At 44.0% G+C, this 21,488-nt stretch carries 12 protein-coding genes, 1 pseudogene and 1 riboswitch; of the genes and pseudogenes, 2 read left to right on the forward strand and 11 right to left on the reverse strand.

Annotated elements, in window-relative coordinates; translation table 11 throughout:
- Positions 1-16: 16 nt before the first annotated feature.
- On the reverse strand, positions 17-6,847 hold the full coding sequence (locus tag LOZ80_RS21125) for a golvesin C-terminal-like domain-containing protein (protein WP_238166561.1): 6,831 nt from the start codon (positions 6,845-6,847) through the stop codon (positions 17-19).
- A gap of 211 nt (positions 6,848-7,058) precedes the next feature.
- Positions 7,059-9,818: a golvesin C-terminal-like domain-containing protein gene (locus tag LOZ80_RS21130; protein ID WP_238166562.1), complete on the reverse strand. Its 2,760-nt coding sequence runs from the start codon at positions 9,816-9,818 to the stop codon at positions 7,059-7,061.
- Between the two features lie 411 nt (positions 9,819-10,229).
- Here LOZ80_RS21130 and LOZ80_RS21135 point away from each other — a divergent pair, with 411 nt between their 5' ends.
- Positions 10,230-11,339 carry a serine hydrolase gene (locus LOZ80_RS21135; RefSeq protein ID WP_238173066.1) on the forward strand — a complete coding sequence of 370 codons (1,110 nt, stop codon included), beginning with the start codon at positions 10,230-10,232 and terminating at the stop codon, positions 11,337-11,339.
- A gap of 331 nt (positions 11,340-11,670) precedes the next feature.
- Here the strand turns inward: LOZ80_RS21135 and LOZ80_RS21140 are convergent, their stop codons facing one another.
- The 8 genes and pseudogenes from LOZ80_RS21140 to LOZ80_RS21175 form a co-directional block, all read right to left on the reverse strand.
- Positions 11,671-12,477 carry a DUF8832 domain-containing protein gene (locus tag LOZ80_RS21140; protein ID WP_238166563.1) on the reverse strand — a complete coding sequence of 269 codons (807 nt, stop codon included), beginning with the start codon at positions 12,475-12,477 and terminating at the stop codon, positions 11,671-11,673.
- A 120-nt stretch (positions 12,478-12,597) separates the two neighbouring features.
- On the reverse strand, positions 12,598-13,671 hold the full coding sequence (locus tag LOZ80_RS21145; protein ID WP_238166564.1) for a sensor histidine kinase: 1,074 nt from the start codon (positions 13,669-13,671) through the stop codon (positions 12,598-12,600).
- Positions 13,668-14,363 carry a response regulator transcription factor gene (locus tag LOZ80_RS21150; protein ID WP_238166565.1) on the reverse strand — a complete coding sequence of 232 codons (696 nt, stop codon included), beginning with the start codon at positions 14,361-14,363 and terminating at the stop codon, positions 13,668-13,670. Before LOZ80_RS21150 ends, LOZ80_RS21145 begins: the two co-directional genes overlap by 4 nt.
- A gap of 251 nt (positions 14,364-14,614) precedes the next feature.
- A pseudogene (locus LOZ80_RS21155) lies at positions 14,615-14,737 on the reverse strand (VOC family protein); the annotation flags it as partial.
- A 92-nt stretch (positions 14,738-14,829) separates the two neighbouring features.
- Complete coding sequence (locus LOZ80_RS21160; RefSeq protein WP_238166566.1) at positions 14,830-15,744, reverse strand: exopolyphosphatase; 915 nt, start codon at positions 15,742-15,744, stop codon at positions 14,830-14,832.
- A gap of 142 nt (positions 15,745-15,886) precedes the next feature.
- Positions 15,887-16,186 (reverse strand): hypothetical protein, encoded by a 300-nt coding sequence (locus LOZ80_RS21165; protein ID WP_238166567.1) that lies wholly within the window; start codon positions 16,184-16,186, stop codon positions 15,887-15,889.
- 101 nt (positions 16,187-16,287) lie between these two features.
- Positions 16,288-16,380, reverse strand: a riboswitch (cyclic di-GMP riboswitch).
- A gap of 112 nt (positions 16,381-16,492) precedes the next feature.
- On the reverse strand, positions 16,493-17,716 hold the full coding sequence (locus LOZ80_RS21170) for an MDR family MFS transporter (protein ID WP_238166568.1): 1,224 nt from the start codon (positions 17,714-17,716) through the stop codon (positions 16,493-16,495).
- Positions 17,717-17,910: 194 nt separating this feature from the next.
- Positions 17,911-18,915 (reverse strand): glycine-rich domain-containing protein, encoded by a 1,005-nt coding sequence (locus LOZ80_RS21175; RefSeq protein ID WP_238166569.1) that lies wholly within the window; start codon positions 18,913-18,915, stop codon positions 17,911-17,913.
- A gap of 110 nt (positions 18,916-19,025) precedes the next feature.
- Here LOZ80_RS21175 and LOZ80_RS21180 point away from each other — a divergent pair, with 110 nt between their 5' ends.
- Positions 19,026-19,910, forward strand: coding sequence for a TIGR01777 family oxidoreductase (locus tag LOZ80_RS21180; protein WP_238166570.1), 885 nt, complete (start codon positions 19,026-19,028; stop codon positions 19,908-19,910).
- A 55-nt stretch (positions 19,911-19,965) separates the two neighbouring features.
- Here LOZ80_RS21180 and LOZ80_RS21185 read toward each other — a convergent pair whose 3' ends face one another.
- Positions 19,966-21,456 carry an esterase-like activity of phytase family protein gene (locus LOZ80_RS21185; protein WP_238166571.1) on the reverse strand — a complete coding sequence of 497 codons (1,491 nt, stop codon included), beginning with the start codon at positions 21,454-21,456 and terminating at the stop codon, positions 19,966-19,968.
- Positions 21,457-21,488: the final 32 nt, after the last annotated feature.

Raw genomic sequence — 21,488 nt, forward strand, 5'->3', positions numbered from 1 at the left:
GTTCCACTCATCAATTCTATTCATTCATCAATTTTGCAAACTGCAGCAGTCGCTTTAAGATAACGGCTGCTTGCGCGCGCGTTGCTCTTTCGCCCGGCATGAAACGGCTTGGAGTTATCCCGTTCATGATGCCATAATTAATTGCTTGGGCAACCGCATCTTTCGCCCATCCACTAATCGCTTTCGCATCCTCATACACCGCAAATCCTTTTGCACTTGTTTCAGATTTGCTGCCTGCCAAGTACATTGCGCGCGAAATCATTACCGCCATTTCTTCTCGCGTAATATTGGAATTTGGGCGGAACGTTCCATCTTCAAAGCCTTCTACCAGACCCAAATTAACGGCTGCTCCTACCGCTCCGTAGTACCAGTTGGTTTCCACAACGTCAGTAAATTTCACAGTGCTCGATTCTGTCAATCCAAGTCCTCGTACTAGAAGCGCTGCAAATTCCGCACGAGTAATTTGATTTTCGGGAACAAAGTCCAATTCCGTCATTCCCTTGATTACTAGATTGGAGGCAAGAAGCTCAACATCCTCTTTTGCCCAATGTCTTTTCATATCATCAAACGACTTTGACGATTTTATTACGGTATAAATACTGTTGCCCGGACGTTTGATCGTCGCTTGCACCATGCCGTTCGATAACGTAAAGACTGCGGGTACAAAACTTATTTCACCCGTTTTGGGATTGTACATAACGGCTGTTGCTTTTGCCGGATCGATCATCTGCGTAAGTTCCATCGTTCTGGATACATACGTTTTGCCAAAATCATTTACGGAGATAATCTTGCCGTTGGATTCCGCCGTCACATTAAACTCAACTGCTTGGGCCAAAGACTGATATCCTAATTGTTTAATTTTGGCATCCAACTGGTTTGCGACTGTTCCGTTTAATTTCTCGATGTTGACATTGATTCTTACATTCCCAACATCAGTGCCAAGCGCATCAGCCAAGCTCTGTAGGTCTATAGATTTAACAGGCAAATCGTAGGTCATGGCATCAAATTTTACGGTGATGACAGCCGTAGAAACCTTCGACTGGGCATCCATAATCACCGCACCGGGAAGTTGTACTTGCGCTGCATCCGTAGCCCCTTTTACTTCCAGCAAAATTTGATTTTGATTTCCGGAGGAGACAAGCGCTTTAATGGCTTCGGTCATAGTTGCTGCATCCACATCCCATACGGAAGTCGTATGCCCGTCTGCTTTTTTCACTACTTTCGGAGACAAATTAGTTATTTTAATTCCATTAGCGCTTTGCGTGGTTTGTATGGTTTGCGCTATTTGTGTTGATTGCGTATTTTCATTTGTTGTTTGATAAATAATTTGAATGTTTTTTGTCAATCCAGCCAAGGAAGTTAACAACCCCGATGTATGGGCAAGCTGCCCTCGGGTCAGCGAAATATCTGCATTGGTTGTCTGGCTAATCGCCTTAGCCTTCCAATTTAATTTCAACAAATCTTCTTCTGAAGAAATGCCAGCACCCTGACTTTTAAGTAAAATTCGGACTTCCCCCGGTATATCCGTTTTAACTGAATCCACTGTCAGGTCAGCACTCAAGGATGATGCAGAAACAAATTCCAGGAAACTCGGATTAAACTGGAACGTCAGTTCTTGGGTGTATACAGCAGCGTATACACTGTTCGATACATTGCTCAATCCATAATTCATGCTGAAACTTTGTCCTGATACAATCTGAGATATCCCCGAAAGCCTTGCAATTGGTTTAAAAGTCAACTCCTCACTGTTTCTAGTTATCACAATGCTATAAACGCTAGTAACACCGTCTTGCGCCGTCACCGTAACGGTTACCGGATTGTCGCCGACAATCAAATTCGTGCCGCCATTCACGACGACCGAAGCCGCAGGACTCGCTGCCGTATAGGTAATGGCAGAAACCGTCGTAGCATAAGGTACCGACAACGTATAATTCCGCTTATTCCATTCGAACCCGCTCAAAGTTATACCGTTGACGCGTAAATCTGTTAAAGCAGCGGAAGAACTATCGGCAAGATCCACATGGAAGGTAACCTGTTGATTTTCTGACAAGCTATTGTCCAAGCTATCCTTAATGCCGGTTGTCACAATAACCTCATAATCCGAATTATCTTCAAGCATTTCGTTGAAAGATATTTTGAACCTAAGAGGAGTAATCTGTGAAATCGTGTAACTTGGAACATGGCCTCCGCCTACCTTGGATACCATGACCTGATCTGTTGTAAAAGATGAGGCCTTCATCTGTTTGTTAAATTTCAACACAAATTCCTTCTTATTCGGTTGATCGGGATCGTCCATCGTTAGACTATCCTGAGGAATGAGCACAGGACGATAAACGGGATAGAGAGATAATGGATCACTGCTGGCTGTTTTGGAATAATTTCGCACCCAATCAAATTCTGCAGCTGTCCCGACAACCTTATTAATATCCAGCATGCCATCAAACCGAGTCAAAGTTGTGCTTAATATGTTTGGATAAGGCACATCAATTCTTCCTACTGCAGATAGATAATCTGTGATATCATCCACACGATAAGTGATCTGATTATCATAGGACATATAAAAACCGGGGGGTTCGATGTATCCGCCAAAATTGTGCAACTCTTTGAAATTATTATCATGGGTTGACCATTTAGCATCTCTAAGCCATCTTAATCCAATCTCTGGCGCCGGTTTTTCTTGCAAGAACCATACGTTGTTTGAAACTTCGTCCTGTCCTGTCCCTTCGTTCCAGTTGAAATCCGTACCTGGGCCGTTTTTCGCCCAATAGGAAGTGTGATGTCCGTAAGTATCCGGATACTTGTAACGAGCTTCAAAATAACCGTATTTCTGCATATAGTTGGACGTAATAGATGCCCCTGAATAGGGAGCTCCTGCCCGATTCGTCACTTCATTTTTAAGTTTCACCACACCATCTGTTTGTTCGATGCTGTCAGGCCATCTGCCTACTATGCCTGCAAACAAGTTCACATTATCGGAACTCCACTTGCTCCAATCAAAATTAGGACCGTTGAAGTCGTCAGAAAACGTCGTATGCCAGTCAAATCTTAGGTCGGGCCCTGCCGATAATAACTGCCCATCAAATTCGTTCAGCATAACTATGGCATCGGTTCTTGTGAGCTGCCTGTCTGGCTGTATAGCATTGTCAGTATCTTTAGGCATAACTCCCAGTTTTAAAAGCCGGGAAAAAGCTTCCTGTAAGGCATACGTTTTCACCTGAGCAGCATCGCTAATGTTCTGTTCCAAATAGGAGGATGGACTCTGCGCAAAGAAATTATCGACGTTTAAGAATCTACCCGTATAGTCGATTGCATTTGATAAAAGAACAGCTGCAAAAGTACGGTCTACTGGGACATTCACACCTAAAGCCCCATTTGTCGTATCGATACCGTATAGAAGTCCAGCTTCTTTAGCCGCCCCAATGTGGCCCTTATAGTTTACATCGGCTCCTATCGTGTCAGAGTACGTCGCTGCTAACGGATTTTCTGGAAATTTTAACAATCGGGTCAATACAGCAATGAATTCGGAACGTGTTACCTGTTGGTCAGGCAAGAACTTGTAATCGGATATCATTCCGCTTAAATAGTCTTGGTCCGCCATCGCGTTCACGATTTGCTTTATTTTCTCATCACTGACGTCATCCACTTGCTGCTCGTTATAGAATTTGTAAGTGGTTGCAATAGTCTCCTTAATGATTGAATGATCAGGGGATTGCTTCTCAAATTTGATCGCGCTGAAAAACTTTAAATCTTTCATAACAAAATACTCGTCTTGCGAACCTGCTGCGAAATGGAAGTTTCCTAGATTATACCAACTTTCACCAACAAGATTATTGTTAGGTACGACAACCGTATCCATTGTACCGTTGTGATAAATATCAAAGGAGAAATCTGTGGGGAAATCTTTGGTGAGCTCTGTCTGGTAACTAGCAACTAAATAGGAAACCTTGTAGTCTCCGGGTTCAGTTATCATTGGATTCCATTTGAAAACACCCGTATAATTTTCATTATAGTGGCGATAATACTTCGCAAAAGGAACCTTGCGGTAAGCATCCGTCAAAATTTTGTGATCATTTGGTGATAACCCTGGTGTTACCTGAGCAGTTCTTACTTTTTCTGTCATAGAAATATTGCTAGAATCAACTGATGTTGCATTAGAATTGGTTGTGACAATCGTGCTGTTCATCGTTACTCCATCTAATTGAAGAGTTGTAAATTTCACGCTTGAAGCAATCGTCTCAGCACCAGTAGATAGTTTTGTCACTTTGACAAGTTCGTTGCCAATTCCCGAAAAGGCGTACTCGCCTAATGGTAGCCATCCGCTTTCCATCTTCGTTTGATTAAATGCCATCGTTTCAACCTTGCCGTCATGGTAAACTTCTACTTGAAAGCTGTTATCCCCTGTCTGTGTTCGAGTTGGAATGTAAGCAAACACCTCATATTTCCCAGCAGTCATTTTGCCGGGGTTGTAAACCGCAGAAGCATCTTTTTCTGTAGATATTCGAGGTACGGAGTAGGTATTGTCAGACACCAAAGAGGAATTCTGCCAACTTCCCATTTCTCTGTAGCCAACCGGGAATTGGGTTGCTTGTTCAGCCTCGCTCTGATTTCTGTGCATTTGCTCCCTCATAACCTCGTATGAAATCGGCAATGTAACAGTAGGTTTGGTCGAGTCAAGCGATCCTCTGGTAAATCGAACATACTCATCTTTGGTCCCGCCAAAGAAATAATCGCCTAGTTCGTACCAACCGTCTTTTTCTGTATTCATATCCAGAGTCCGTGTATCTGTTTTACCATTATGATGAATGGAAACGACAGCATGGTCGTCTACAGAAACCCCGGCGTTCTTGTAGACCTTTAATTTCGTCATGCCTTTTGGCGTGCCCGAATTATACTGATAATACTCACCTTGAATGGCGGATTTCTTGTTCCCCATGATATGATTCGGAAACATAAAGTCTGACCAATTTGAATCAATATTAAAATTAACAGTCCCAAGTGGCGTCGTGACAGAAGTGTTATACACATAATCCGCAACGCTAAAATCGAATCTGGAAAGTGTATGAATTAAATCGGGCTGTTGTCTTAATTCGCTTGCCTTAAGCTTATTAATCATAGGATTTGGAATCATATACAATGATTCGGATATTGCAGCATTCTTAGCAGCTTTGAAGAGAGAAATTCCCATATTCAAATCAGCAATTTCTGAATAGACGATGTCGCTAGACGTAATGGTCTCCTTTCGTTGCATGACAGATACGGCACTATCTATTAACCCTTGAAGCCTTATTTTTGCACCAGGTGCATATTGGCCTGCTAATGCACCTTCAATTGTATCTGGCAACAGAGCGGACGCGGATCCGATCAGAGTTTCCAGCTCTGGAAACAACTTTCTGGCTTCATTTCTTACGAACTTTACGGCATCTGACCTTACATACGTTCCAGGCGAATTCCCTGTTAGCTTCACAAACCCGGTGTTTCCTGAGTCAAAGGGAAAGTTGCCTAGAAGGACCCAACCTGAATTGCCTTCCGTTTCATTCATAGTGTAAGTTACTGTCCCAGCGCTACCGGTAATATCTGCTTTGGCATTGGAGTCGCCGTCGGCTGAAACGACTTTATACATATACACATCGTAATTACCTGAGTTTATGATCGTAGGAGTCCATTGAGCACTTGGATGTAAAGTGCTATCAGCATACTTAGTGGATGAATTATTATACCCTTTAGGATCTGTTGCGTTCATCCAGGTACCTGTTTCCGTATAACCGCCCATTCCTTCGTCAATAACTATCGTATTCACGGAATCAACGGCCTTGTCTACGCTTTCATTTTTTACAAATTTCATGGCATCCGCCCTGATATATGTGCCTACGGTATCTGCTTTCAATCTAACAAATCCATTAGTTCCTGAAGCTAAGGGATAATTCCCTAAAAGCACCCACCCTGAACTCCCTGTGGTGAAGTTCAAGTATTGATATTCTTTTCCCCCATTATACGTAATGTCTATTCTGCCATCGTAGTCGCCGCTCGAGGACACAACTTTATAAATATACACATCGTAATTACCCGGATTTGTGATCGTCGGTCTCCACTCCGCGTAGGGTCTACTAGTAGCCCCTGCAGATCTAGTTGTCGTATTATTATAACCCGCATAAAGCGAGGCACTCGCAGACGACCAATTTCCTGAAGCTGCATATTCGCTGTAGCCTGGCATTCCGAAGTCAATAATAATGTCATCGACTGGAGAAGGTGTTGGTGTTGGTGTTGGTGTTGGTGTTGGTGTCGGCGTCGGCGTCGGCGTCGGTGTCGGCGTCGGGTCTGGATTCGTGATTACTGTATCATTTTTTACAAATTTAACGGCATCAGCTCTTGAGTACCTGCCAGCCGTATTTCCGTTTAGCTTAATTGATCCAGTGGATCCTGCAGCCAAGGGATAATTTCCCAAGTTTACCCATTCCGAACTGCCTGCCGTATAATCCACGGTTTTCGTAATCGTTCCAGAGCTTGTGACAATGTCTATTTTGGCATTCGGATCTCCATTGGATGAAACAACCTTATACATATAAATATCATAATTACCCTCATTAATAATTGTCGGTGTCCATTTAGCAGTTGGACTTGACGAATAAGCAGCTGATCTGGTCGATGAATTATCATATCCTTTATATGTGGTAGTACTGCTCCATGTACCTGTTTCTGTATAACCAGACATACCATAATCAATTATGATCTCGTCTGCTGGATCCGCTGCATGCCCAACACCTGGACCTATGCTCATGAAGATCCATGAAAATACAAGTACTGTGATTAGTAAATCTTTAAGCTTTTTCCGTGTTGTTGCTTTCATCATTCAATCCCTCCAAAATTACAATTTTACTTGTTTGCAGTACCTTCATTCTCCGAAATCCCTAGCTTGATACGATCCCCCACCTCCAAGGAAGCGTTTACATATTTTCCCGTGAGATCCTCAATATTGTTTACGTGTAACGGATTTGTCCCATGTAGTTGTCCGCCTCTCATTCACCTCCCCTGTTTGGCATTAATTAGAAAGAAGGAGCCTTCTATAGCTCCGATACTATCGTTACTTTTGCCAATTTCTTAAACAATCCGTATCCATACGAGAATTCCAGTCTTCCGGCACCTTCCGGCACAAGGTAAACGCCTATGAAATACATGCTGTCTTGGTCTTCTTTAGTCACACATAGACACTCCATTTTGCCTGAAATCGTATCGGTTACTTGGACCCTCGCTGTCTCTACCTTTTCACTGTCCATATGAATTGGCGCTTTTAATCGAATTTGAACGCCCTCTCCAATTTGTGCTTGATCCCTATCAATCATAAGTTCAATTTCATCCCCAGCGCTATAAGCAATTGAACAGTTCCATGCTGAATTGAAAGCCACCCAGCCTTCAACATATCCGGGATCTGCTTTTGGATTAAAGGGGTACGCCATTTCTTTCGGCGAAGCATCAATTCGTCCCGGGACGTCACCAAGTCGACCATTTCCAGCGACTTCATGCTTAGAGAACCAGCCCGAATGCGCCCCTTCGATATCCCTGACAGCATCAAAAAAGAACATTCGGCCATAGGGATTGCGACCAAACATATGATCGATTCCTGCGATGCCGATTTCCTTCAGCCGCCCGGCCACTTGTGGGTTATCGATGACTCTCGCAGCAGCAAACATCGCTGCCTGAATACCCGCCTCACTCCCTGGCTCATTCATTATCGCCGTAATTCGGGGGTCATTGGCCTTGGCATAAGCCGCTCCAGTCCAGTAGTCTTGTTCATCGCCAGCAGAGACAGAAGATGCCATCCTCATATCCCACATATTGGCGGAGCGTGCGATCATTTTTTTCGCCCAACGATTGATTTCAGTGATTAATCTTGCCGGTGCTTGTTGAGGGTACATCTCCTGAAAATAAGCAAGATTTTGCATAACGATGTACTCACTCATTCGCTGACCTTTGGAATAATAAGGGCTTGCTATATCAATATGGTCAAGGATATATTCACAATTTCTGTAAGCTGTATCCAAATACCGTTCCTCTCCGCCAAGCCGATCCCGTTTGACTACCTCGTACATCAACAGATTCGGAACGATCGCATGCGCCGGCGGAAAAGAGCCTTTAATTCCTCCAAATACGGTTTGAACCTCAAGGAGGTTATACTTTTCGCCCTCAATATCGTACCATTTCTGTGTATTTGTCTGATCGGACGAAGTCCACTCCTCGATTGTAAAATCTCTGATTCTTATGTAATCCTCCTCTGACACATACGCCTTGATAGAAGGACAAAGATAGATGAAATACGATAACTGTTCCTTAATGAGAGGATGCAAACTATGAGCTTGATTCACCTTCAGGTCATAGTACCGTTCTACTGCAAACTTCATCAGCCAAATCAGGTCTGGCTCATTCTGCGTTTTCAACTTATTAAACATCGTTTGGTCAAGCTGAAAAATGTTTCGCGGCATGTTTTCGTACAAGGACGGATTCGACATATACATCAACGCCAACGAGCCTAACTCAAATGAAAACTGATGGCTGTCGCGCCAGGCGATACTGGTAAGTCCAGGAAGCCAGGCATCGTTTCTGGCATGATTCATGAAGGCGACTGCCGGAGGAACGGAAACACGCTGAATCCAATGATTTGCCACAGTAAACGTATAAGAAACGGCACCATTTGACTCGACATAGTATACGCTTTTCTTATCAGGGTTCAGCTTAGAGAAATCGGCTATATAGTTGACAACCTCTCCCGAATAAACCGTTTCATTTGTCTGAGCATCCTTGATAAAGAAGGGGGTTTCATCAGGTGTATTGACAACTGTCGCTCTCTTGGCTCTCCCTATGTCATATCCGGATTGATTGACTAGTATAGCAACCGTTTCCGTATCCGCTTCACCCATCATATTCGCAGGGGCGTCCTCCGCTGCATCCGTTCGGACCAGTTTAACTGCCGAGGCATAGGTATCCCTCTCTGACATTACCTCCAAAGTTACCCCTAAACCGGTATCCCCCGCAGCGCGAACCGTCAGAAGTTTCGTCCAGCCTCCTCTGTACCGCTTTTCTTGATCGATTTCTTTGATCCAACTACCATGCAATGTTTGGACCGTATATTTTACACTTGCCCCGCTGTTATTCCCATAAGGCATCCAAACATACACCGCAAAATCCCCCTCTTCTTGTGCGGATAGATTGGGTGTCGTTACGTACCACTTCACGGAATCTCCCAGCGTCGATGACACTCTGGTGATGCTTTTCTCTAAATAATTTTCTAGACGGGCATCCTTCCAGTCTCCCAATTCGGTATACGCGGCGTCGGTGCAATCTAGAATCTCACCTTTTATTTCGAAATATGCCGGTGACGAAACTCCTTCAATTGCAGAACGCTTAGTTATAAACGATCTGCTATTCGCCAATGCTTTCGTTCCCTCGGTAAACTCCAACATGATCGACGTTCCCCGAGTGCATCCGTCCTGTGAGATCAATTTGACATACTCGCTTCCGTCAGCTCTAAACCAGTATGTGCCTAATTCTACCCAGCCTGATTCACCAGCAGATGGAGAAGATGCTGCCCAGTCGCAGGCGCCGTTATGACGGATTTCATAATGCTGTTCTCCGCCTGCCTTAATTGTATATACAGATACCTTATAAAGACCCGCTTTCTCAAATGCTGGCACGAAAAACAGTGAGTTTCCAGCCGTATTTGAGTAAATTGTATCTTGTTCCCTGTTTCCTCTGAGTTTGGACAGAAACCATTCTCCCTGTATGAAACATGCTTTATCCCAGCAATCTATTATGATTGTAGAACCCAACGTTCATATACCTCCTACTTGCTTGTTAATTCATTATTACTTACGAAGACCCTATAAAGTAAGGAATAGATTTATTCATCATCAGTAACAAATTTACTCTTTCTTGTAGAAATAGAGCTTTGGTTCTTGCTTAACAGCTTGAAACAATACGCGCGAAAATCCTTAACATGGAAGTCATATGGCATAATAGGTCATACTACCCAATCAAATATGGGATCTACATCTAATAATGGAAAAATTTATTGACTCAAATTAATATTTCTCATAGAATGAACCGAAAGTGAATTGCGAGAAGTTGGATATGTTTAATCTGGTTCAATAAAAGTTCTGTCGTTGTAGATGGGATTGATTCGATTATTCAAGGTTAATAAATAAAATTTGTTGTTACTGGAGGGATCAATATTGTCTGTTGTGATTTGGACAGCTCTGGTCGTGTGTCTACTTATCATCGCCTTTTTTGCATTAGCAGCTATTCTGCAATATGCGGATAATAAAAAAACCGCACAGCATGTACTGACCTATTTTGCGAAAAATAGAGTCTATAGCTCATTATACATTTTGCATAACGACCAACCTGTTCTTGAATATAATTCAAACAAAGTCATGCCACTAGCCAGTACTGTTAAATTAATTCTTGCAGTGGAATATGCCAAGCAAGCAGCTCATGGGCTCATTAATCCTGAAACGCTAGTCAGCCTCAATGATGTGGAGAGATACTATATTCCTGGCACGGATGGAGGAGCTCATTCAAGCTGGAAATATGATTTGAAGGATTATCTTGAGAACAGCAATGAAGTGACACTGGACGAAATCGCAAGAGGAATGATTCAGTTCAGTTCGAATGCTTGTACCGAATATATATTTGAGCTGCTTGGAGGAGACAGAATTAATGCAAGCTTGGCAGAACTGGGGATGTTGAACCATACCTCCATATTCCCGATTTCTTCGGCCATGCTAGCTTCGATGTATGTACATGATAAAGAAGGGTTGGAGGGTAAACGTTTAATCAAGCGTATGCGTGAAATGAGTCAAGAGGAATATATGTCCTATGCTTGTATACTGCATAACATTCTAAAAAATGAGTCTGATTCAGCGACGATCAAAACATTGAACAGAAAAGAGAGCTTCAAAAGAAGCATTCAAAAGCTGGAGTCCGAGCGATTGCCCAGCGGAACAACAAAAGAATATGCTTCTTTAATGAATAAAATCAATAGCGCCACCTATTTTTCCCCCGACGTTCAAAAAATTTTGGATCGTTTGGTAGGAAGACAACCCTCCGCAAAATCCCAATATACTAGAATCGGGTTCAAAGGTGGGACTACACTATTTGTTGTTACTTCGGCCATGTATGGATGCAAGAAGAACGGTGAAACGATAGAAATTGCAGCCTTCGTTAACAATTCAACGGGAACAGAGAACTTATGGTTGAGAAACAAGTTCGATGACTTTCTGGCGACGATGATGCGGGATGACGAGTTTAGAAATAAGGTTATCGAGAAGCTTGCTTCAATTGCAAACTAACATAGTGATCTTTTGGTTATGCGGAAAAAGCAGAGACATTCACAGTCCATTCCGCAAAATGTTAACTGCTCTTTCCTCACTAGTCAAAGCCTTGCCCCTTTACGAACTCAATAACCCTTATTCGATCAAAATCGCTCATTCTGAAAATCTAACGATTTCCAGATGCGTTATTTTAAGCAAATGATCACCATTCCGCCTATAAAATGCTCGATAGCGCCAACTCAGTTCATTAAATCGCCAAAGCAGCTATTTTTCGGTATATAAGCATCATCCGGTTCATTAGATAAAAAGGAGCTAAGCATATCAAGCCGCTTAGCTCCTTTTCCAATCATTACGGTACTTTCACAACATAAGGTACCGTAAATACTTTACCATTTTGCTGGAATTGTCCCCAAATCTTATATACACCGCTGTGCGGGAATGTCGTCATAAATTTGGCATCAGGTCCCGACGCTTTCTCATCTGTCGGATGCACGTGCAGGTAATTTCCGGCATCTTGCGTTAAGATCACCACGTGCCCAACTGCCCCTAAGTAAGGCTGCAGATCTGTTACAGGTTTCTTCGTCTGAGCGTCTTTGATATTGAAGTTCAAGTCGAGCTCCATGCCCGCCATAAGGTGATCAATGGAAAGCGTTACTTCCTTGCCGTCCACCACTTTAGTTAATGAAGCATCAGGTTCAATTGCTTTTTGAGCAGGAAGGTTACCTTGAACTGTCACCCATTGGCTCTTGCTCATTGCTCCCATACCCGTTGGCGTAATATCCGCAATCACCTTGAACTCGCCTGCAGTCGGAAATTGTGTGGTAACGGTAAATTCACCTTTTCCTTTATAATCCGGGTGAATGTGATTAAAGAAAGATAAATCTTTGCTGACAATAATAAAGTGCATCTGTTTCTCATGCACGGTATCAAATTTTTCAATTGATTTGCCGTCTTTATCCTGAACTTTTATCGTAATCATAGTATCTTGGTTCGGCATTGTCTTATCACTAGAAAGCTTAAACTGTGCTTGGACATTGTCTGCTTGCGTGGAACCTGCTTCTTTCGTCATGCCGCTATGGTCCATCGAACCCCCTGATTTACCGCATGCCGTTAAGAGAGCAGCCGTAAGCAGAATTGAAATGGCTATTTTTTTCATAATTTCCTCCTCAAATTCTTATGAGATCTTTGATCTGTGATCTAAGTCACTCCTCTTGATAACCTTTATTATAAAAGATGCTTATGTAGATCTTATGTAGACTTAAGATCTTAATTACATCTACACTAAAATCTTGGGAATATGTATCTCTACGATTGTTCCTTCACCAACACGGCTTTCCATTCGAATAGTTCCTCCATGCGCTTGCACCAATTTGTTTACAATCGTTAATCCAATCCCACTTCCGCCTGATTTACGATCCCGGGACTTCTCTGCGCGGTAGAAACGTTCAAATACAAAACTTAGATCCTCTTCCTTAATTCCAATTCCAGTATCCGATACAAGAATGATCACGGAGTGTTGTTCTTCCTTCACTTCAACAGAGACCTTCCCCCCTTGGGGCGTAAACTTTAGCGCATTCGTTAAAAGGTTCACCACAATTTGACCTAATCGCTGCCTATCCAGTACAGTTTCAACGTTAGTTAAACTTTCAAATACAAGATGAACTCCCTTTTGGTCAAAAGAAGCCCGAATCGCTTCGATATTGCGATGAACAATGACTGCTACATTTTCTTGATGCAGCTTCAGCCTGAAATGGGGGGACTCCATTTCCGTTAATTGCTCTAAATCGCCTACCAGGAATCGCAAACGTTCAATCTCCTCATAACAAGACTCCAGTCGCTCGGGACTTGGCGTCCAAACGCCATCTATCATCGCTTCCATATGGCTTTTGAGTGTTGCAAGCGGCGTTCTTAATTCATGCGCCACATCAGCCGTCATCGTTTTACGCAACTGCTCTTGATGCATCAGTTGTTCAGCAAGATGATTAAGGGAGCCCCCCAGATCGGCGATCTCGTCATTTCCTTTGACTGTTGTTCTTGCTCTAAGTTCTCCTTGCGCCATTCGCTCTGCGACCTTTTTCATTTGTATCAGCGGAGCTGTGATTCTCTTGGCGACCAAAAGACTTATCAGAACGGAGAGCAATATGCACAGAATGGCAGACCAAAGAACAGACTGTACTACTGCCTGCTCAAAATGGGCATCAAATGTCGGTGAGTTCATCTCCATCGTTTGAGATTGATATAAGGAGAAGTGGTAATGTGTCGTTACGATAAACGCTATGGTTGAGATGAGCAAAACACCGGAAGCTATGCTAATAAATGCGATGACAATTCGTGCGTATAACCCTCTCACGATGATTCCCCTCCCGTAAACCGATAACCAATGGAGTAAACGGTGACGATGTATTGAGGCTTTTTGGGATCCGTTTCTATTTTTTGACGGAGGTTTTTGACATGTTGATCGATGGAACGATGATCGCCTTCATAATCAAAACCGAGCACTTTTTCAACGAGTTCCTCCCGTGTAAACGTTCGGTTAGGATGATGCGCCAGAATCAGCAGCAATTTATATTCATTCGGAGTTAGAGTTAGCCGTTTGCCGATTTTATAAACTTCATGTTTCATTGGCCGAATGACAAGATCCTCATGATGAAACGAAATAATTTCTGCAAGAAGCGAATCCTCCTGCGTGCGACGAAGTATAGCTTTAACTCTTGCTGTTAGTTCACGTGGGCTAAACGGCTTCAAGACATAATCATCGGCACCGAGTGTTAATCCTTGGACGCGGTCATCCTCCGAAACTTTCGCTGTTAGCATGATGACAGGAACAGGAGAAAACTGCCGTATCGCCCTGCATACATCTTCACCGGGCATGTCCGGCAGCATCAGATCCAGAATAAGCAGATCCACATTGCCACCTCGAACGAGTTCAAGTGCTTTGTTCCCTGTTTCGGACTGAATAGCCCGATAGCCCTCATTTTGCAAATAGGACGCAACAACTTCACGAATTTTTTCTTCATCATCAACAATTAAAATTGTCTTCATAGAATTAATTCACCCCCTTTAGAATATACCATACCCCCATACCCTATACAAAATACTAAAAAAAACCTTTGTCGCTCATTCGATCAGCCTGCCAACAGCAGTTCTCATCCAATCAAGCTAACAAAGGCTTTTATTTAAAGAAAAAGAACCAAATAAAAATAGCCCAAACAGGGATCATCACAACAAGACTCCACAGACACCCTTTGGCAAAGCTCAATTTGGGCTCCTGCTCCGTCGTTCTCCTATTTTCACTAGACATGTTCCACCAACTCCAAAGGCAGCCCGTCCGGATCTGCAAAAAATGTATATTTATCTCCTGTAATCGGATCAATCCGCACCGGCTCCACCTTAATTCCCTTAGCCTGCAATTTCTTCTTTTCCAATCTCATAGAGATGCCTCCTATGCCGATTTCTAGTCAAAAAACCGCAATCAGGGAGGTTCCTGTCCTGCGGCTGGTTGTAAGAATTAACCGTCTGCTCTCATCGTTGCAATAATTTGCTTCAATACATCCTCAGCTTGGTCATAATCCACCTGACAAGTCCCTGCAGCCTGGTGACCTCCACCCCCATTTTGGAGCATCAAATTTCCGATATTCGTCTTGGAGGAGCGATTGACAATGCTATGACCGCACGCGAATACACAGTTTTGTTTATTGCGGCCGTCGACAATCCAAATCGATACGTTTTGCTCCGGATAAAGGGCGTATACCATGAAACGATTGCCTGGATAAATGGTCTCTACATTACGCAGATCCGTAATAATGACATTGCCTTCGGTACGTGTATAGGTTTGCAGCATGTCTCGATAGAGAACGTCCAATTCCAGGTAACGTGCCACACGCTCCTTCACATCAGGCAGTTCCATAATTTCATGAACAGATTTCGTCGCACAGTGCTCGACCAGTTCTTCCATGAGTTGATAATTGCTGATTGCATAATCGCGATAGCGACCCAGGCCTGTGCGGGCATCCATAATAAAGGACAACAGGTCCCAGCCGCTTGGATTCAAAATATCCTCTTTGCTGAATTGTGCCGAATCCGCTTTGTCTACGCCTTGCATAATATCATCGATATCGCCAAAGGTTTCTTGGCCGCCGTAATAATCATAGACGACACGTGCCGCGCTTGGGGCAATCCGCGTTTCACCTTTGTACGCTACCTTCTCGCCCATACGCTCAAGCTCGCTGGAGTGGTGATCAAACCATAAACCGCAACCAGGCACATAAGGGACATTGGCCAAGATATCGTTCTCCGTAACTTCAATCAAGCCGTCCTGCATATCTTTGGGATGGACGAATTTCATTTCATCCACCATGTTCATTTTTTTGAAAAGCATCGCACATACCAGACCATCAAAATCCGAACGTGTAATTAATCTCATGCTCGTGTAGCCCCCTAATCGTAGTCCTTTTGCACTACATACCTTATTGTTAATTATTATATCAGCTTCTGTCGTTTCGTGACAATGCTTTTGTCTTGCGATGAGCGCTTCCGCATCAAGCATGAAAAAAAGAACGGTACGCCTAAATCGGCTGCACCGTTCTTAACTTGGAAGACAAACATTGATAAAGCCTATTCAAAAATGCTTCGATTTGAGCAATAGGCGGTATCTTTACGGATAGCTTAACTTCGCCTTTCCAGTAGAAAATCAAGATGCTGTTGCTTCTCCCATGAAACATTTCAACATCCCAGCAATTTTCATTCAAGGCATATTCTTCTCGATTAATCATCAGCTTTGGTCCGTCTGAAGACGGAACCAAACGGGCAACATGATTACCACATAGCGAAGTTACTTTTTGCTCTTCATGTAGTTCAGACTGCATGCTGCTTGGTCCTCCTTTATTCGTACAATTCATTTGGTTATGACAGAGAAAAACCCCGCGATTATTCCGATCGGAGGGGTTCTATGTTGAATACCCAATCGTTCGGCAGCTGGCTGGCAATTTGTCCGTTTCAGGACAAGTAAGCCCCTTTAGCTTTGCGTCGCTGACTTTCGTCAGCTTTGCCTTTGTCGAGATGTGTAACATGTTGTAACGGTATGAACTTGGTTTAACTGATCTACACTCTCAAGAATAAGGGAAGTTGTTTTGAATTCGAATAGTTCTCAAGAACTAATTTTTCAATTATTTTCATAAATTTTCTTTTTTCGACGTATTTTTCAGCAACCTTTGACGAATCGTGCCTTTCCAGTAGAAAATGGAACCCGCCAATGTAATTACCGCCATACTGTTGAACAACGTGCTGCCCCCATAGGAAACAAGCAAAAATCCACCAATCCATGGGCCCATAAAGTGACCGACGTTCGTTAAAGTTTGGGCACCAAAATACGTTCCTCGCATATGCTCAGGCGCTAATTTGTCAATCAACATATTCGCTGCCGGGTAATTCAAGATCTCACCCAATGTAAAAATACTCATAGACACAATAAGCCAAATAAGCGAATGCGACAACGCAAATCCAATATCGCCTAATGCAAACATTAAATTGCCAAAAACGATAGCTGCAAGCGGTGTATACTTCTCGGACCAGCGCGTAAGCGGAATTTGCATGGCAATCACCACAATTGCATTAACGCTCATCAGAATGGCAAACATTTTGACGCCATCCACAAAGCTTTTCTCCAAATATTGCGAAAGTGTCACCATGACCTGCGAGTAGCCGATTGCGCCAATGATACCGCCTAAAATATAGTAGCGAAAAGTCATATCACTGCGAATGACACGCCATGCAGAACCAAAAGTAACAGGTGATTTCTTCTCACCTTCGATTTTTTTAATGCCAAACTTGCTTAACAGGACATACAGGGTAACGGCATAAATAAAATAAATGAGACCCGTGATCATAAAAGGAAGCGCTCCACTCCAGGTGGCAAAAAAAGCACCTAACAATGGACCAACAGCAACCCCGACGTTAATGGCCATGTAGCGTAATGAGAATACGCTAAGCCGCTTCGCAGGTTCTGTCAGATCTGCCATCAAGGCCTGCGATACCGGTTCATAGAAGGACCGGCAGAGCCCGTTCAGCATATTGAGCAGCATGAACAGGAGCGGTAATTTAACGACACTGAAGCCCAGAAATACGAATGCCCAGCCAAATAGTGCGGCTAACATAATAATTCTTCGGCCAAATCGGTCAGATAATGTCCCGCCAATAAAACCGCCGACCGTTCCTGCCAGAGAGCCCATCCCGATAACGACCCCGATCATGACGGGACTCATGGACGAATGTCTTGCCAAATAGATGGCAAGAAACGGCAAGCTCATCGATGACGCTGCCCTAGCCATCACCGTTCCCAACAGCAGCGTATGCACAATGGGATGATATGAACCAAGAAAACCACGCAACCGATTCATGTAAAGAGACTCCTATCACCACTTTATTTACCGACGGTCAATCAAATGAACATCGAATTCCAATTATACACGAAAATTAGCGATTGGTGTCTTCGATTTGTTGGTTTTTGTTGGATTTAGAGCGCACAACAAAAAAACCGTCTTCAAGTGTTGGACACCTTGAGAACAGTCTTTGATTGATTTGGGTTTAATGGCTAGCTGCTGCAGCTGGAACCGCAGCTGGAAGATGAGCAGGAGGAACCCGATCCGGAACTGCAATTGTTGCCGCTGCCAGAATCACCGTCGGAGCTGTTGTCGCCGCTATTGTCACCGCTGCTGTAGCCACCGCAGCCTGACGCCGAGCAGTTGGAGGTTCTGTCTTTCTCTATATCTTCTTGATTCTCAGGCATATACGAGTCCATACCGCTCGTGTAATCGTGGGCTTCGCTGATGGAGAAGAACATCATCGCGCCTGCTAAGTAGACCATACTGTTAGGCCCGGATAAGGAGTTCTGCCAGCCTGTATCCTCAAACCTGCGGCTGTTCGCGGCCTTCTCGGCTTCCGAAATCGCTTGCGCTACGAGCAAGCGGATCGTTTCAGCCACTTCGGGATATCGCTTCGCTTGCTCCATATCAAACCACAGCGCGGCGATCTCCTCTTCGTTCCCGCCGCGAAGCAAGTCTGTTCGTTCCTTATCCAACGGATTACGGAAGAAGCCATTCCAACAGCGGGCGCTGGTTGGCGCAAATTCAAATAAATGCGCATATACCCAGTCAAACCATGCGCGCTCTCCCGGCATTTCCTTAGGTTCGCGCTCAGGCGCATGGTGAATAACGCCACCTGCGAATTGCTCTCCGAACCGTTGATATTCCCGTGTGAACATCAACATCTCATGCCAAATATCGTCGATTTCGTGGCTGAACATCGGGGTTCGCTTTAAGATCAGATTCATGAGGAAAAATCGCTTTAATTCAAACCATTTACAAGAAAACTCATCATCACTCATAAGCGGGTGTTCGATTTTGACACGATATTGGAGTCTTTCTACATAATCAGGCGGAAGTGCGCTGTCCAATTTAGCGACTAGACGATCTAATGGAATGCCAGCTTGTAAACCAAGCCCTTGAGGTAAATCTGCTGCGCGATAACTCGGTTTGGATTTTCCAGGACGATTGCGCTTGGGCGGTTTGGATGATTTTCCGAATAAAAAGCGAAACATGAGCATCCCTCCTTATTTCCAATATAACACATCTATGTAAATCGAAGAATAACAATCGTTGGAAAATAGAGGTTACAACACCTATAATACTCGTAAGGAGGTGCTGATCAATGAAAATTGCAGTTACCGGCGGCAGCGGCTTTATAGGCAAGCGATTGATCTCACATTTGCAGCAGCAAGGCCATGAATTAATCAATATTTCCCGTTCAGCCCAAACTGTGAGCCCGCATGCGCGTACTGTAACATGGGAGCAACTGCGAACCTCTTCACAAGACCTCGAAGGTTTGGATGCGATCGTCAATCTTGCTGGAGAATCCATTAATCAACGGTGGACCTCGAAAGCCAAAGAGCGAATTGTCCAATCACGCATTAAGGCCGCTGAACAGGTTGCACAGCTGGTTGAAAGGATGACCACCAAACCCAAAGTGATTGTCAATGCTTCCGGTATGTCCGTCTACGGTACTTCAGAGACAGAGACATTTGATGAGCGAAGTCCTCATCGTCAAGTCGATTTTTTATCAGGCGTCGTCGAGCAGTGGGAACACACGGCAGATCAAATCAAAGGACCCAGAATCGTCAAAGTGCGCGTAGGACTTGTGCTCGATGGCCAAGAAGGCGCTTTTCCCAAAATGGCTCTGCCTTACAAGCTTGGCGTTGGCGGCCGAATAGGCAGCGGCAAGCAGTGGCTCTCATGGATCCATATTGAAGATATGGTGCGATTGATCGATTTCTGCATCGTGAACGATGCCATCGTTGGACCGGTCAATGCCACAGCGCCGAATCCGGTGACCAATCTAGTATTCGGACGGGCATTAGGGAAAGCGATGCACAGGCCTAACTTATTCCCGCTCCCCGCTTTCGTGCTGAAGCTGATTTTCGGCGAATTGTCCACCCTTCTCTTAGACGGCCAGAAGGTGCTCCCGCACGTTCTTCTTGCGAATGGATTTACATTCAAGTACATACACGTAGAAAAAGCGCTTGCCGATATCGTTTGAATAGAAAACCCAGATCCGCGAGCACCGCTCGTTGACCTGGGTTTTGTTTGTCCAACTATTTAGTCGATAAGTCATCTGTTACTTGAATAAGTTGCAATTGTGTAGGAGCTCCCGTTAACGTCAATACGCCTTTTTCATCATAGCTGATACCGAAATCGTTATCGTTAACAATGGCAATCGTATTTTTGTCAACGACCGCTAGTCCTTCGATTTTCTCATAGGGATAGCCAAGTTTGGCAATATCAACGATCAATTCTTTACTTACAGGCTGAATCCCTTGATCCTTCAACTGTTGAATGGATAGCCCTTCCAAGTTATTGCTGGCCGCTTTCCCCAAAATATTCGTTGCTTTGGAGAAATCGGACTTGTAGATCCTCTTCAACTGAGCATCCGCGCCCGCGTTTTTATCACGCTCATCCACCAAAAGCACATCACCAGAAAGAGCCGACATATCGCTGATAACGATATCTTTTTGATTCACTTTCGCAAACATTCCCGCTTGTTCAGCCACATACACATACTCACCAACGATTTGTTTCGTCGCCAAATCCATCTTAAGAATACGAAGATTTCTGGAGGCTTCCCCTGTTTTTTTATCCGGATTTGCCATTGGGCTTTGAATGGATGTGTATAGGAATTTACCGTCTGGTGAAATCGTCACACCTTCGAAACCACGGTTGGCAATACGTTTGTTGTAAACCTCAGGCAGCGTATCGAAAATAGGGATCTGTGCGCCGGCCTGTACTAATTTCTCTTTGGAACCTTTTGGCACATAGCGGCCTAGAATCGTTCCATCGCGTTTAACTTGAAGAATGGATGGCCGATATTCATCCGAAATCCAAAACGTATCATCAGATGGGCTGTAGGCGATACCTTCCAAGTCCAATCCGTCCGGATCATAGGAAAGTTTCGTTGCCCCTTTCTCATCGTAAGGCACTTCATCTGTTCCGTCTAGATTCGGTAAACCTGTTATGTATTTGGTCTTGCTTACTTTATCGATTTTGCCGTCCGGCAAGGAGAGTTTAATCGTTTCCAGAATTTCAATCGTACCATTTGTAATTTTGAATTTGTACAAACGAGGAATATAACTATCAATAGGAAATGTACGTAGTTTATCTTTGCCTACTTCACCATTAGGTCCGCGATCCGCAAGCGAATAGAACGTATTAGGAGCATCTTTGGGCAGATGCACTAAACCGGAGAAGCCGCCTTCTTGAATCCCTTTGTCCAGAACAGGCGCATTTTTCCACTCAAATTTCCCTGTCACTTTCGGAATATCTTTGAGGGAAATGGACTGGTTCCATTCATTCCATTCCACTTGCTTCCCCAGTGCTTCACCAATCGTGCGAAGGGGTACATAGGTACTGCCGTCAATGACAACGGGATCCTTGTCCAGGGTTAGCGTTTTGCCACCGGATGTTATTGGAAACTTTACCGCAATAGCTTCCAGCGCTGCCGGACCTGCTGCAACGACAGTTGCACTGGTTAAGGTACCCATAGCGGCAAACAATAGGAGCAAACGTTTTCTTCTGAAAAATCTTTTCATTTTAACCCTCCAATGATCTGATATCTTCCTTT

Origin of the sequence: Paenibacillus sp. HWE-109 (assembly GCF_022163125.1) — a bacterium.
Taxonomy (GTDB): Bacteria; Bacillota; Bacilli; order Paenibacillales; family NBRC-103111; genus Paenibacillus_E.